Raw genomic sequence first — 12,484 nt, forward strand, 5'->3', positions numbered from 1 at the left:
TCATCCGCGAGACCCCACCCTGGGCCCGGATGTCGGCCGGCACCCGCTCCAGCGCCATCACCGCGACCGCACCAGCGTCCTCGGCGATCTTGGCCTGCTCAGGGGTGACCACATCCATGATCACACCGCCCTTGAGCATCTCGGCCATGCCCCGCTTGACCCTGTGCGTACCGGTGGTGTGCTGCTCGCTCATGGCACCGATTCTAGGCGCCGGGAGCCCCTGGACCCTCATCGGGATTCGCCGTGGACAGGGCATCGAGCGCCGTGGCCTGGCGATAGACCTTGAGCACCCGGAAGACGACCGTGTACGTCGTCGCGGCGGCGAGCGCCCACAGCGTGACGTACAGCAGGATCGGTACGTCGAACCACCCCGCCAGGCCGGTCATCACCAGGATCGCGACGGTGCGGTCGGCGCGCTCGGCGATGCCCCCCTTGGCGTCCATCCCGAGGGACTCCGCCCTGGCTCGGGCGTAGGAGGTCACCGAGCCCATCACGAGGCACCAGAGGGTGACGCACAGGTAGAGGTAGCCCACGCCGCCGTCGTAGTGCGACCCGGCGAAGTACAGCGCGAGACCTCCGAAGATCGCGCCGTCCCCGATCCGGTCGAGCGTCGAGTCCCAGAACGCACCGAACCGCGAGGACCGCCCCAGCGTCCGCGCCATCTTGCCGTCGACCAGGTCGCTGAAGACGAATGCCGTGATCACGAGGACGCCGACGAGCAGCTGTCCGCGCGGGAAGAAGACGAGGGCCCCCGCCACGACCCCCAGGGTGCCGACGAAGGTGACGGTGTCCGGGCTGATGCCGAGCTTGATGAACAGCCTGACGAACGGCATGAGCACGACGCCCTGCCAGAAGTCCTTGAATCGGTCGAGCACGAGGCCGGACGCTACCCGTCCCAGGCGTCCGCGAGCAGATCGCGGGTCTCCCTCAGCAGCTGCGGGAGCGTCTTGGTGCCTGAGAGCACGGTCATGAAGTTCGCGTCGCCCGACCAGCGCGGCACGACGTGCTGGTGGAGATGGCCCGACAGGGACCCGCCCGCCACTCCCCCGAGATTGATGCCCACGTTGAAGGCGTGCGGGTTCGACACCCGCCGCACCGTCGCCAGGGCCTGCTTGGTCAGCAGCATCAGCTCGGCCGTCTCCGCGTCGTCGAGGTCGGCGAGGTCGGGAACGTGCCGGTAGGGCAGCACCATCAGGTGACCCGGGTTGTAGGGGTAGAGGTTGAGCACGGCGTAGACGACCTGGCCGCGCTTGACCACCAGGTCGTCGTCGGACGACGTCGCGGGGTCGCGCGTGATCCGGCAGAACGGGCACCCGGTGTCGTCGGCCGTCTTGACGTAGGCCATCCGGTGGGGGGTCCAGAGGCGCTCGAGACCGTCGGGGTCGCTCACGTTCCGACGTTGCCCAGGTCGTGGATGAGGTCGCTCACCTTCCCGGCGGGCATGCTGACACCGCGCGCCGCCGCCATCCCGTCGAGCTGGAACCAGATCGACTCGGCGATGATCTCGATGAAGGCGTCGACGTCCGGCTTCCGCTCCGGTCGGCTGCACCACCGGCGGATCGCGGTGAAGGTGGCACCGACCAGGCCGAAGACCCACGGGTCGAGGGCCGAGCGGTCGTCCTCCCCGAGCTGGACTCCCGAGTAGCCGACCACGGCGTTCACCAGCCGCTCGATGGCCAGCGCGAGCTGCTCGAAGGCCTCGGTCAGCGGGCTCGGGCCCCAGCCGGACAGGTCGCGCTCGACGTACCAGAGCAAGGTCGGGTGGTCGACCGACCACCGCACGAACGCGTCGACGACCCGCCGGAGGATCTCCTCCGGCGTCCCGTCGTAGTGCAGCGCCGGGAACAGCTTGGCGCCGAGCAGCTCGCAGATCCGGCGCTGGACGCTGCGGTCGAGGTCGGCGCGGTCGTCGAAGTAGCGGTAGATCACGGTGCGCGCGAGACCGGCCTCGTCGGCGACCGGCTGGATCTGGAACTCCTCGCCAGGTGCCTGCGCCTCCAGGACCTTGATGGCAGCCTCGATCACCGCCTCGCGCCTGGCCTCGTTGTGGCGCTGCCATCGAAGCCGACGGCCGTCGGGGGCAACACGGTCGTCACTCACACGGCGACCTTAATACCCCGGCCTCGTCAGGTCTGGTGGAACCAATTGCCGAGGCTGGCGGCCACCCCGGGACAGGTGACGTTCATGTCACGGGCAGCCTCGACCCACTGGCCCATCAGGGCACGGCCACCCTGGATCGACCAGTCGTCGCCGCACCGGTTCAGCGCCTCGGCGCGCGAGGTCTGGCCGGCGGCCCGCCACTCCGGGATGCCGAAGGAGAGGCCGCCGACGATGTCGGACCACAGCAGCGGCGTCGAGTAGACCCCGGTCTGGTAGCCCGCGTCCCGGTAGCCGCGGTTGGCGCCCTCGACGACGGCAGCGTTGGCGCGCAGGTCCGTGGACCACTCCCAGTCCGAGACCGGCTCGACGTCGAGCCACACGATCGGCGTGACCAGTCCGACCTCGCGCATCGACGTCACGTTGAAGCCCGCCTGCTGGTAGCCCACGTTCTGCAGCCGACCGAGCCGGGTCGAGCCGTCGTAAGGGCCCTTGTCGCCGAACCGCTGCAGGATGTCGGCGTCGGGGTAACTGATCACGGAGTAGGCGGACACGAGCATCTTGTGGTCGGTCGCCCACGCGACCTGGTCGGCCAGGCACGGGTTCGGGTAGAAGGCCGGGCCGTTGGTGAGGCCGATGACGACGTACTCCGAGCTCTCCAGCGGCAGCGGCTGGCCGGAGCTGCGGCGCTGCGGGATGCCGAGTCCGGCCGGGCACTGCGGCCAGCTGAGGTCGGCGCCCACGACCTCCCCGGACCGTGGCGTCACCACGTCGAGGTCGTGCGCCAGCTGCTCCGCGAGGTGGGCCAGCTCGGCCATGTCGTCGGCGAGGTTGGTGTCCGGCGTGTAGTCCGGCGCCGGCTCGGGGGTCACCGAGGTCGCCACCGACGACGGCGCCGCGGACGGCTCGTTGCCGCCGCTGCACCCGGCGAACAGCAGGAGTACGGCGGCCGCGGCCACCCGCGGCCGCATCGTCAGACCTGCTCCCGCGACGCGACCGCGGCCGCGACCCGCTCGATGGCCTCGGCGATCGGGACCCCGTTGTCCTGGCGGCCGTCGCGGTAGCGGAACGACACCGCACCGGCCTCGAGGTCCTGGTCGCCCGCGATCACCATGAACGGCACCTTCTGCAGCTGGGCGTTGCGGATCTTCTTCTGCATCCGCTCGTCGGAGTCGTCGATCTCGACCCGCAGTCCGCGCGCCTGCAGCTGCCGGGCGACGTCGCGCAGGTAGTCCTCGTGCCGCTCGGCGATCGGGATGCCCTGCACCTGGACGGGAGCGAGCCACGGAGGGAACGCGCCGGCGTAGTGCTCGACGAGGACGCCGAAGAACCGCTCGATCGATCCGAACTTGGCCGAGTGGATCATCACCGGCTGCTGGCGCGAGCCGTCCGGGGCGACGTACTCCAGGCCGAATCCCTTGGGCTGGTTGAAGTCGTACTGGATCGTCGACATCTGCCAGGTGCGGCCGATCGCGTCGCGCGCCTGCACCGAGATCTTCGGGCCGTAGAACGCGGCGCCGCCGGGGTCGTCGACCAGCTCGAGGCCCGTCTCGGTGGCGACGTCCTGGAGCACCTTGGTGGCGATGGCCCAGTCCTCGTCACTGCCGACGAACTTGTCCTTCTTCTTGTCGTCGCGCGTCGAGAGCTCGAGGTAGAAGTCGTCGAGGCCGAAGTCCTTGAGCAGGCTCAGCACGAAGCCGAGGAGGTGCTTGACCTCCTCGGGCGCCTGCTCGGGGGTGACATAGGAGTGCGAGTCGTCCTGGGTCATGCCACGCACGCGGGTGAGGCCGTGCACGACGCCGGACTTCTCGAACCGGTAGACCGACCCGAACTCGAAGAACCGCAGCGGCAGCTCACGGTAGGAGCGCTGCCGCGACCTGAAGATCAGGTTGTGCATCGGGCAGTTCATCGCCTTGAGGAAGTACCGGCTGTTCTCCAGCTCCATCGGCGGGAACATCGTGTCCTCGTAGTAGGGCAGGTGCCCCGAGGTGTGGAACAGCCCCTCCTTGCTGATGTGGGGCGTGCCGACGTACTGGAAGCCCTCCTCGATGTGCCGGCGACGGACGTAGTCCTCCATCTCGCGCTTGATCACACCGCCCTTGGGGTGGAAGACCGCCATCCCGGAGCCGATCTCGTCCGGGAAGCTGAACAGGTCGAGCTCGCGGCCGAGCTTGCGGTGGTCGCGCTTCTCGGCCTCCTCGAGCCGGTGCAGGTGCTCGTCGAGCGCTTCCTTGGACTCCCAGGCGGTGCCGTAAATGCGCTGGAGCTGCTTGTTCCTCTCGTCGCCGCGCCAGTACGCCGCCGCGCTGCGCATCAGCTTGAAGGCAGGGATCCGCTTGGTCGTGGGCAGGTGCGGCCCTCGGCACAGGTCCTTCCACGCCACCTCGCCGTTGCGGTCGAGGTTGTCGTAGATCGTGAGCTCCCCCGCGCCGACCTCGGCGCTCGCACCCTCGGCCGCATCAGCGGCGTTGCCCTTGAGGCCGATCAGCTCGAGCTTGTAGGGCTCCTCGGCTAGCTCGGCGCGCGCGTCGTCGTCGGTGGTCACCCGGCGGGAGAACCGCTGGTTGTCCTTGACGATCTTGCGCATCCGGGTCTCGATCTTCGCGAGGTCGTCGGGGGTGAACGGCACCTCGACGTCGAAGTCGTAGTAGAAGCCGTCCTTGATCGGAGGGCCGATGCCGAGCTTGGCGTCCGGGAACAGGTCCTGGACGGCCTGGGCCATCACGTGCGCGGTCGAGTGGCGCAGGATGTCGTGGCCGTCGGGGCTGTCGATCGCCACACCCTCGACCTCGTCACCGTCGGCGAGCTCGTAGGCGAGGTCCTTCAGGACGCCACCGACACGGGCCGCAACGACCTGAGGGTCGTCCTTGAAGAGCTCCCAGGCACGCGTGCCGGTCGCGGTGGTCTGCTCCAGCCGTTCATCGGCCTGGACGCGGACGACCTTGATCTCGGACACGGGTGCTCCCTCGGTATCGGCTGCGGGCCCTTCCTGGGCCCGCGTACTGATCGTATCGACCGACCTCGGAGCGACGCGCGGCGATTGCGCGGCCGGGGCCGGAGGCCGACCGGCTAGCCTTTCTGCACGCGGGGACCGAGCCGAGCCGGACCGTGCAGCCCGGTGCGCCGGGCGTCGTCGAGCCGGACGTCGGTGTCGAACTGGACCCAGTGCCGGACGAGCAGGCCCGTGCGGACCCAGTGTGGCCCGCCGAGACAACTCCGCGGGACCGAGACGGCGACCCGTCGGTGCGCGGCGTCCCGGTGGGCGCCGGCCAGGCAGTCCGACGGCTCGTCGTCGCCGGGCGGGTAGACGACGACGAACGGCGTCGAGGGGATGTCGGCGTTGTACTGCACCCGCCACGTGCCGGCGTCGGTGCGCACCCGCCACAGCAGCTCGAAGCCGCTCGCGCCCAACCTGCGCAGGCCCGCGATCAGCAGCACGACGTGCTGGGCGTGCACCGTCCGGACGAGCACGACGTCGCGGCGCCGGTCGCCCGGCCGCGCCGCCGTGCCGGACGGCGAGACCTCGACAACGTCGTGGGCCCGGTCCGCGTGGGACTCGGAATCGGCATACGCCGCCGCTCCTGTGCCGGCGAACAGGACGGCGAGGCACACGGCGGCCGGGGCGAGACCTGCGTCACGCGGGCCGGCCGAGCGCACTATCACCGAGAGCAGACGAGAGCGAGCCGCCGGCTGAGCCGGTCGATCACGGGGACGAAGTCGGTCGCGGCGAACGTGAGCTCCTGCGACCGCCACAGCGTGCTGACGGGGACCGTGACGGAGATGCGGCCCGGCTCGTAGCACGTCACCGGCAGGTCGACGACGCGGGCTGCGCCCCCGTGGGGGGTCTCGATGGTGTCCCCCGGCCTCAGCTGTCGCGCGAGTACCTGCCTCATGTGCTCGCCTCCTCGTCCCGCAAGTATGCGGTGTGACGGGGCAAGCGGCGACGTACGTCGGCGCGGCGTCGACCGGCGTGTCGCGGGCCCGGTGCAGCAGCGACTACTCGCTGCCCTCCGGGGAGATCACGGCGCTCGCGATGGTGCCGTACTCCTGGGGCGCCTCGACCTGCTCGTCGGGCCGCTGCAGGCCGGAGTCGTAGTCACTGACCACGAACCGGTTGCCCAGGTGCGAGAAGCGGTCGACCACCGTGTCGGCGTCGCTCTCGGTCCCGCAGAGCTCACGCCGGAGCAGGACGCTGTGGTCGTAGATGCGGACCTCGATGGTCGGGGTGCGTCGATCGTCCAGCGTGGTGGTGGACATGCGGATCCTCCTGGGTCGTTGTCTCTCGACATCGATCCTTCGCGCATCGAGCGCGCGGCTGGAGAGCCGAAGGTCCCCTCGCGGACGGACGACGGTCACGACGGAGCCGGGTGCAACGTGGGTGGGTGATACTGGGTTCGAACCAGTGACCTCTTCGGTGTGAACGAAGCGCGCTACCACTGCGCCAATCACCCTGATGCGAGGGACGACCTTAACGCATCATTTCTCGGCGCTCACATTCGGGCCGCCTCGGCGCCGGCTCGCGCGGCCGCGACAACCTCGGGGACCGGCTCGAGCCGCGGCGCCGCCGCCCGCTCCTCCGGCCGGCCCGGCCACCAGGTCCGCTCGCCGAGCAGCACGAGCAACGCAGGGAGCGCGACCAGCCTGATCAGCGTGGCGTCGAGCAGGATCGCCGCAGCGAGGCCCACCCCCATCATCTTCATCTCGAGCATCGACAGCGTCGCGAACAGCGCGAAGACCGACACCATCACCGTGGCTGCGCTGGTCACGATCCCGGCGGTCTCGGAGACGCCCTTGCGTACGGCGTCCCGGGTCGCCATGCCGCCGGCGACGAGCTCACGCACCCGGCTCAGGACGAACACGTGGTAGTCCATCGACAACCCGACGAGCACGACCAGCACGAAGATCGGGATCCAGCCGATCACGTAGCCGGGGCTGGTGAAGTCGAGCAGCGACGCGGCGAACCCGTGCTGGAACACCACGGTGAGCACGCCGAAGGCGACTCCCACCGAGGCGAGGTTCAGCAGCGTCGACACTCCACCGAGCACGACGCTGCGGAACGCGCCGGCCATGGTCAGGAACGTCAGGAGCAGAACGAACCCCAGCAGGATCGGCAGTCGCTGGTTCATGTGCGCGGAGCTGTCGAGCGACTCCGCGGCGTCGCCGCCGACCGCCCACGTGCCCGTGCCGTCCAGCGCAGCGGGAGCCAGCTCGTCGCGGAGGAGCTCCACGGCGCCGGCGGACCGGCCGTCGGTCTCGTCGTGCGGCAACGGCAGGACGAGGACCGAGGTACGCCCGTCGTCCGAGGTGCTGATCGCAGGGTCGGACCCGGTCGAGAAGTCACCGGACGCGGCGGCGTCGTTCGCGAGCCCGCGAAGAGCGGCGGTCGACGCGCGGGTCGGCGTACTCCCGTCGGTGCGGAGCACCACCTTCACGGTCGCGCCCTCGCTCGGGTAGGCGTCGCGGATCGCCCGCAGGGTCTGCACCTCGGTGATGTCGGTGGGCAACGTGTCCAGCGACGCGTCGTGGGTCTTCATGCCGAACGCGGGGACCGCCAGCGCGCCGACGACCACGGCGGACCCGATGAGCGCGGCGACCGGGTGGCGCACGACCGGCCCGAGGACGAGGCCGGCGACCGAGCCGCGGCGAGTGCGACGGGTGAGCCGCCAGAGCAGCGGGACCCGCGGCCGGTCGACCCATCGGCCGAGCTTCACCAACAGCGCCGGTAGCACCGTGATAGATCCGAGGACGGCCACGGCGACGACGATGATCGCGCTCGTCGCCAACGAGTTGAACGTGGGATCGGAGAGGACGAAGAGCCCCGCGAGCGCTCCGACGACCGCGATGCCCGAGACGAGGATCGCGTGGCCGGACGTCTCGGCGGCGATGGCGACGGCGTCGAGAGTGCTCCTGCCTGCCTCCCGCTCCTGGCGCTCGCGCTTGAGGTAGAAGAGCGAGTAGTCCACGCCGACGGCCATGCCGATCAGCACGATCATGCTGCTGACGGTCATGTCGGCCGGCACGAAGTGCGAGACCGGCGCCATGATTCCGATCGTCGCCGCGACGCTGCTCGCGGCGAGCAGGACCGGCAGTCCGGCGGCGATGAGCGCACCGAAGGCGAGCAGCATCAGGACGAGCGTGATCGGCAGGCTGGTGCTCTCGGCGTGCCCGAGGTCGCTGCCGACGCGGTCGTCGATCGCGGCGTCGAGGCTGACGTCGCCGGCCTCGCGCACTTGCAGGTCGGGATGGGCCTCCTGCACGTGCCGGGTCGCCGCGAGCAGCGGACCGGGCTCGACGTCGTCACTGGTCAGCGTGACGGGGACGAGCAACGCCGCACCGTCCTCGGACGGCACCGGCTTGCCGACGCCGGCGACGCCGTCGACGGAGCCGAGGGCCTTCGTGACGTCGGCGGCGGCGCGGTCCGCTGTGCGCTGGTCGAGGCTGCCGGACGCGCTGGTGATCAGCACGTTCTCGGTCGACGGCTGGTCGAGCCCGGCTGCGTCGATCATCGCCTCGGCGCTGCCGGACTGGTCGATGCGGTAGTCGGCGTCCGAGGGCTCCTCGGTGCTGACGAACGACGCAAGAGCGGTGGCGGCGATGACGAACGCGAACCAGAGCGCGATCGACCGCCAGGGGTGGGTGGCGCTCCAGCGGGCTGCCCTGGTGGGAGCGGCACTGAGAACTGATCTGACTGACATGGGAACCTCCGTGGCTCGGGTGGTTCCAGCCTCGTGAGCGCGGGCGTCCAGGTCAGGGGTGCCGACACCCGAGGCGATGGTGGTGCGCGCACCACCGCGCCGAGATCGCCGACACGGCACGATGTCGCCATGGAGACGCGTCGCCCCGTGACCCTGGCCGAGCGCCTGGCCGTCACGGGCTACGCCGGCCTGCACCTCCTGCTGTGGGTGCCGCTGCTGACCGGGTTCATCCTGCTGGTCACCAGCGGCGTGCTCGTCGTGGTGTGGGTCGGGGTCGTCCTGCTGCTCGCCCTGATCCCGGCGACCCGCGCCCTCGCGAACGCGCACCGGAAGCTTGCCGCGCGGATCCTGGACGCGCCGGTGCCGCCGCCGTACCGCCCCACCAGCGGCGGTGCGCTCACCCGCCTGCGGATGCAGGCGGCGGACCCGATGACCTGGCGCGACCTGCTGTGGACGCTGTGGGCGCTCACGTTCGGGTTCGCGATCTCGCTGATCGGGGTGCTGCTGCTGGCGCTCGTCGTCACCATCCCGATCTGGTGGTACGGCGTCGTGCCGCTCCTGCAGGCGCGGGCGTCGGTGGATCGGGCTCTGCTGACCTTCGGCCGGACCGAGGCACTCGAGCAGCGCGTCAGTGTCCTGAGCGAGACCCGCGCGGAGGTGGTCGACTACTCGGCCGCCGAGGTACGCCGGATCGAGCGCGACCTGCACGACGGGCCGCAGGCCCGGCTCGCGGCGCTGTCGCTGAGCCTCGGACTCGCCGACGACCTGTTCCAGTCCGACCCGGACGCGGCACGGAAGCTGGTCAACGAGGCCCGCGGGAGCGCGTCGTCCGCGCTCGTCGAGCTGCGCGACGTGGTCCGCGGTATCCATCCGCCGGTGCTCGCCGACCGGGGCCTCGTCGGCGCGGTCCAGGCACTCGCCATCGACATGGCCACGCCGGTCGAGGTCGACGCCGACCTCCGCGGCCGGCCGGCTGCCGCGGTCGAGTCCGCGATGTACTTCGCCATCGCGGAGTGCCTCGCCAACACGGCGAAGCACTCCGGCGCGACGCGGGTGTGGATCCGGATCCGGCACGATGGCGGCGTGCTGAGGACGTGGGTGGGTGACGACGGACGCGGTGGCACCGACCCGACGACCGGTACCGGGCTGCGCGGCGTCGCCACCCGGCTGGCCGCCCTCGACGGCGGGCTGCGGATCACCAGCCCCGTCGGCGGCCCCACGACGGTCCACCTGGAGGTGCCGTGCGCGTTGTCCTAGCCGAGGACCAGGCCCTGCTCCGCGCCGGCCTCGCGCAGCTGCTCGAGGCGAAGGGCTTCGAGGTCGCCGCGGCGGTGGACGACCTGCCGTCCCTGGAGCAGGCGCTGCTGGACCCGACCGCGGACGCCGCCGTGGTCGACGTACGGATGCCGCCGACGTACGCCGACGAGGGCCTGCGGGCCGCGATCGCGATCCGCGAGCGGCGACCGGGCTTCCCGGTGCTGGTGCTGTCGCAGTACGTCGAGCACCTCTACGCCCGCGAGCTGCTGGCCAGTGGCGAGGGCGCGGTGGGCTACCTGCTCAAGGACCGGGTCGGCGACGTCGGCGAGTTCGTCGACGCCCTGCGCCGCGTCGCCGCGGGCGGCACCGTCCTCGACCCCGAGGTCGTCGCGTCGGTGATCGCCAAGCGCAAGGACTCCCCCGTCGACCGGCTCACCGACCGCGAGCGCGAGGTGCTCGCGCTGATGGCGGAGGGCCGTGGCAACGCCGCGATCGCAACGACGTTGGTCATCACCGAGAAGGCCGTCGCGAAGCACATCAACGCGATCTTCATGAAGCTCGACATCCCCACCGACACCGACGACCACCGCCGGGTGCGTGCGGTCCTCGCCTGGCTCGGCGTCTGACCGTCCGGCCCGGTTCCTCAGAGCCCGAGCAGCTCCGGCTCCCGCCTCCGCCAGGTCTCGGCGGCCTCCTTGGTGACCGGCCCGTGCGCGAGCTCGCGGTCGTCCCAGCGGTGCACCGCCTGCACGTCGCGGGTGGTCGAGGCGAGGAAAATCTCGTCTGCACCGGCCGCGACCTCGATCGGCTCGTCGACCTCGCGCGCGCCGAACCACTCGATGACGAGGTCCCGGGTCACGCCGGCGAGGCAGCCGCTGGCCAAGGTCGGGGTGCGGAGCTCGCCGTCGACGACGTAGAAGACGTTGGAGCCGGTCCCCTCGCACAGGTGGCCGGCGAGGTTGGCGAACACCGCCTCGGTCGCGCCGTGCTCGCGCGCCCTGGCGAGCGCGACCACGTTCTCGCCGTACGACGTGGTCTTGAGGCCGGCCAGCGCGCCTCGCTCGTTGCGCGGCCACGGCACGGTGATGACCGCGGTCGACTCGGATGCCGGGTCCATCGGCGCCGCGACGACGATCGTGGTCGGTCCGTCGCTCCCCCGTCCCGACCCCAGCGGCGCAGGGCCACCGGTGACGGTGATCCGGACCCGGCCCAGCGGCAGGTGCTCCTCCGCGAGGACGGCCCCGACCCCTGCACGTACGGCGTCCACGTCGACCCCCGTGAGGCCGAGGCCGGCGGCCGAGCGCTCGAGCCGGTCGAGGTGCCGGGTCAGCGCGAAGGGCTTCCCATCGACGACCTTGATCGCCTCGAAGACCGCGTCGCCGACGGTCAGGCCGTGGTCCGTGACCGGCACCGCGGGGGCGGTCGGGTCGGCGAGAAGCTGTCCGTCGATCCAGGCACGCATGTGCGTCACCCTAGAGACACACGGGGGAAGCCCCCGGTTTTGGTGCCACTGTGGCGATCAGATACTGTTCTCACCGCGCCACAGCCGAGAGGCAAAAAGCGCATGCGGACGTAGCTCAGTTGGTAGAGCGCAACCTTGCCAAGGTTGAGGTCGCGAGTTCGAGCCTCGTCGTCCGCTCGGAGAGGTCAGACCCACTGGCTGACCAGGGGTCCCGGCCTCCGCGGTGGGTTGGCCGAGAGGCGAGGCAACGGACTGCAAATCCGTGTACACGGGTTCAAATCCCGTACCCACCTCCATAACTCCACACGGGCGATTGGCGCAGCGGTAGCGCGCTTCCTTGACACGGAAGAGGTCACTGGTTCAAACCCAGTATCGCCCACCAGCAACACCGCGAGAGAGGCCCCGTCGAGGGCCTCTTTCCGATTTGGCGGCGACCCATCCCGGCTGTCAGGCCGCGGCGCCCGGCCCGGGCAGCACGTCGATGTCCGTCGCGTGCATCGGTTCACCGCAATGGGCGCACCTCAGGTCCACGCTGCTGACCTCGCCGCAGGCGTGATGGCGGTAGAGGACCGGCGGACCCGCCGTGCCGGCGAGCCACTTGTCGCCCCAACCGACCATCACCATGAGCACGTCGAAGAGCTCGGTCCCCCGCTCGGTGAGGTGGTACTCGTAGCGGGGGCGGTTGTCGTAGGGACGCCGCTCGAGCACCCCGTGCTCGACGAGGTGGTTGAGCCGCTCGGTCAGCACCTTGCGCGAGATCCCGAGGTCCTGCTGGATCTGCTCGAACCGGTTGATCCCGACATAGACGTCGCGGATCACCAGGGGCGTCCACGGCTCGCCCATCACGTCGAGGGTGCGGGCGATCGAGCACGCCATGTCGCCGAAGTCGGTTCGCTGCATGGGACGACTGTAACAAATGGGGTTCCCTCAGGGAACTCTGCATGCTACGGTCTTTGAGTCTCTTCAAGGAACT

Annotated in this window: 13 protein-coding genes, 4 tRNA genes and 1 pseudogene; 5 read left to right on the forward strand and 13 right to left on the reverse strand. The window is 70.5% G+C overall.

Annotated features, from left to right (window positions below; genetic code table 11):
• The 11 genes and pseudogenes from ABD709_RS05305 to ABD709_RS05355 form a co-directional block, all read right to left on the reverse strand.
• Positions 1–193, reverse strand: a pseudogene (locus ABD709_RS05305) (pyridoxal 5'-phosphate synthase lyase subunit PdxS); the annotation flags it as partial.
• Between the two features lie 10 nt (positions 194–203).
• Positions 204–875 carry a phosphatidylinositol phosphate synthase gene (gene pgsA, locus ABD709_RS05310; RefSeq protein WP_344773054.1) on the reverse strand — a complete coding sequence of 224 codons (672 nt, stop codon included), beginning with the start codon at positions 873–875 and terminating at the stop codon, positions 204–206.
• A gap of 11 nt (positions 876–886) precedes the next feature.
• The gene (locus ABD709_RS05315) at positions 887–1,390 is read right to left on the reverse strand and encodes an HIT family protein (RefSeq protein WP_344773056.1); all 504 of its coding nucleotides are present in this window, start codon (positions 1,388–1,390) and stop codon (positions 887–889) included.
• A complete protein-coding gene (locus ABD709_RS05320) occupies positions 1,387–2,100 on the reverse strand; it encodes a TetR/AcrR family transcriptional regulator (protein WP_344773058.1) in 714 nt (237 codons plus the stop codon). The genes ABD709_RS05315 and ABD709_RS05320 overlap by 4 nt, the downstream gene beginning before the upstream one ends.
• A gap of 26 nt (positions 2,101–2,126) precedes the next feature.
• Positions 2,127–3,068 carry a glycoside hydrolase family 25 domain-containing protein gene (locus tag ABD709_RS05325; protein ID WP_344773060.1) on the reverse strand — a complete coding sequence of 314 codons (942 nt, stop codon included), beginning with the start codon at positions 3,066–3,068 and terminating at the stop codon, positions 2,127–2,129.
• Positions 3,069–3,070: 2 nt separating this feature from the next.
• Positions 3,071–5,053 (reverse strand): threonine--tRNA ligase, encoded by a 1,983-nt coding sequence (gene thrS / locus ABD709_RS05330; protein WP_344773062.1) that lies wholly within the window; start codon positions 5,051–5,053, stop codon positions 3,071–3,073.
• Positions 5,054–5,166: 113 nt separating this feature from the next.
• The gene (locus tag ABD709_RS05335; RefSeq protein ID WP_344773064.1) at positions 5,167–5,760 is read right to left on the reverse strand and encodes a hypothetical protein; all 594 of its coding nucleotides are present in this window, start codon (positions 5,758–5,760) and stop codon (positions 5,167–5,169) included.
• Positions 5,757–5,990 carry a hypothetical protein gene (locus ABD709_RS05340; protein WP_344773066.1) on the reverse strand — a complete coding sequence of 78 codons (234 nt, stop codon included), beginning with the start codon at positions 5,988–5,990 and terminating at the stop codon, positions 5,757–5,759. The genes ABD709_RS05335 and ABD709_RS05340 overlap by 4 nt, the downstream gene beginning before the upstream one ends.
• Before the next feature lie 103 nt (positions 5,991–6,093).
• Entirely contained in the window at positions 6,094–6,354 is a 261-nt protein-coding gene (locus ABD709_RS05345; protein ID WP_344773068.1) for a hypothetical protein, read from the reverse strand.
• Positions 6,355–6,476: 122 nt separating this feature from the next.
• Positions 6,477–6,548: transfer RNA gene (locus ABD709_RS05350), tRNA-Val, on the reverse strand.
• Between the two features lie 39 nt (positions 6,549–6,587).
• Positions 6,588–8,792, reverse strand: coding sequence for an MMPL family transporter (locus ABD709_RS05355; RefSeq protein WP_344773070.1), 2,205 nt, complete (start codon positions 8,790–8,792; stop codon positions 6,588–6,590).
• A gap of 129 nt (positions 8,793–8,921) precedes the next feature.
• Between ABD709_RS05355 and ABD709_RS05360 the strand changes: the two genes are divergently transcribed.
• Both ABD709_RS05360 and ABD709_RS05365 read left to right on the forward strand, forming a co-directional pair.
• Positions 8,922–10,049 (forward strand): sensor histidine kinase, encoded by a 1,128-nt coding sequence (locus tag ABD709_RS05360; protein WP_344773072.1) that lies wholly within the window; start codon positions 8,922–8,924, stop codon positions 10,047–10,049.
• Positions 10,034–10,675: a response regulator gene (locus ABD709_RS05365; RefSeq protein ID WP_344773074.1), complete on the forward strand. Its 642-nt coding sequence runs from the start codon at positions 10,034–10,036 to the stop codon at positions 10,673–10,675. Before ABD709_RS05360 ends, ABD709_RS05365 begins: the two co-directional genes overlap by 16 nt.
• Before the next feature lie 17 nt (positions 10,676–10,692).
• On the opposite strand, the gene ABD709_RS05370 is transcribed toward ABD709_RS05365, so the two are convergent.
• The gene (locus tag ABD709_RS05370) at positions 10,693–11,511 is read right to left on the reverse strand and encodes an aminotransferase class IV (RefSeq protein WP_344773076.1); all 819 of its coding nucleotides are present in this window, start codon (positions 11,509–11,511) and stop codon (positions 10,693–10,695) included.
• A gap of 104 nt (positions 11,512–11,615) precedes the next feature.
• Here ABD709_RS05370 and ABD709_RS05375 point away from each other — a divergent pair.
• From ABD709_RS05375 to ABD709_RS05385, 3 genes are all read left to right on the forward strand, one after another.
• Positions 11,616–11,688 (forward strand) — tRNA-Gly (locus ABD709_RS05375).
• Between the two features lie 45 nt (positions 11,689–11,733).
• Positions 11,734–11,807: transfer RNA gene (locus ABD709_RS05380), tRNA-Cys, on the forward strand.
• Positions 11,808–11,818: 11 nt separating this feature from the next.
• Positions 11,819–11,893, forward strand: a tRNA-Val gene (locus tag ABD709_RS05385).
• A gap of 65 nt (positions 11,894–11,958) precedes the next feature.
• On the opposite strand, the gene ABD709_RS05390 is transcribed toward ABD709_RS05385, so the two are convergent.
• Positions 11,959–12,411 carry a winged helix-turn-helix transcriptional regulator gene (locus tag ABD709_RS05390; protein WP_344773078.1) on the reverse strand — a complete coding sequence of 151 codons (453 nt, stop codon included), beginning with the start codon at positions 12,409–12,411 and terminating at the stop codon, positions 11,959–11,961.
• Positions 12,412–12,484: the final 73 nt, after the last annotated feature.

The organism is Nocardioides panacisoli (assembly GCF_039537325.1).
In the GTDB taxonomy this organism is placed as follows: domain Bacteria; phylum Actinomycetota; class Actinomycetes; order Propionibacteriales; family Nocardioidaceae; genus Nocardioides; species Nocardioides panacisoli.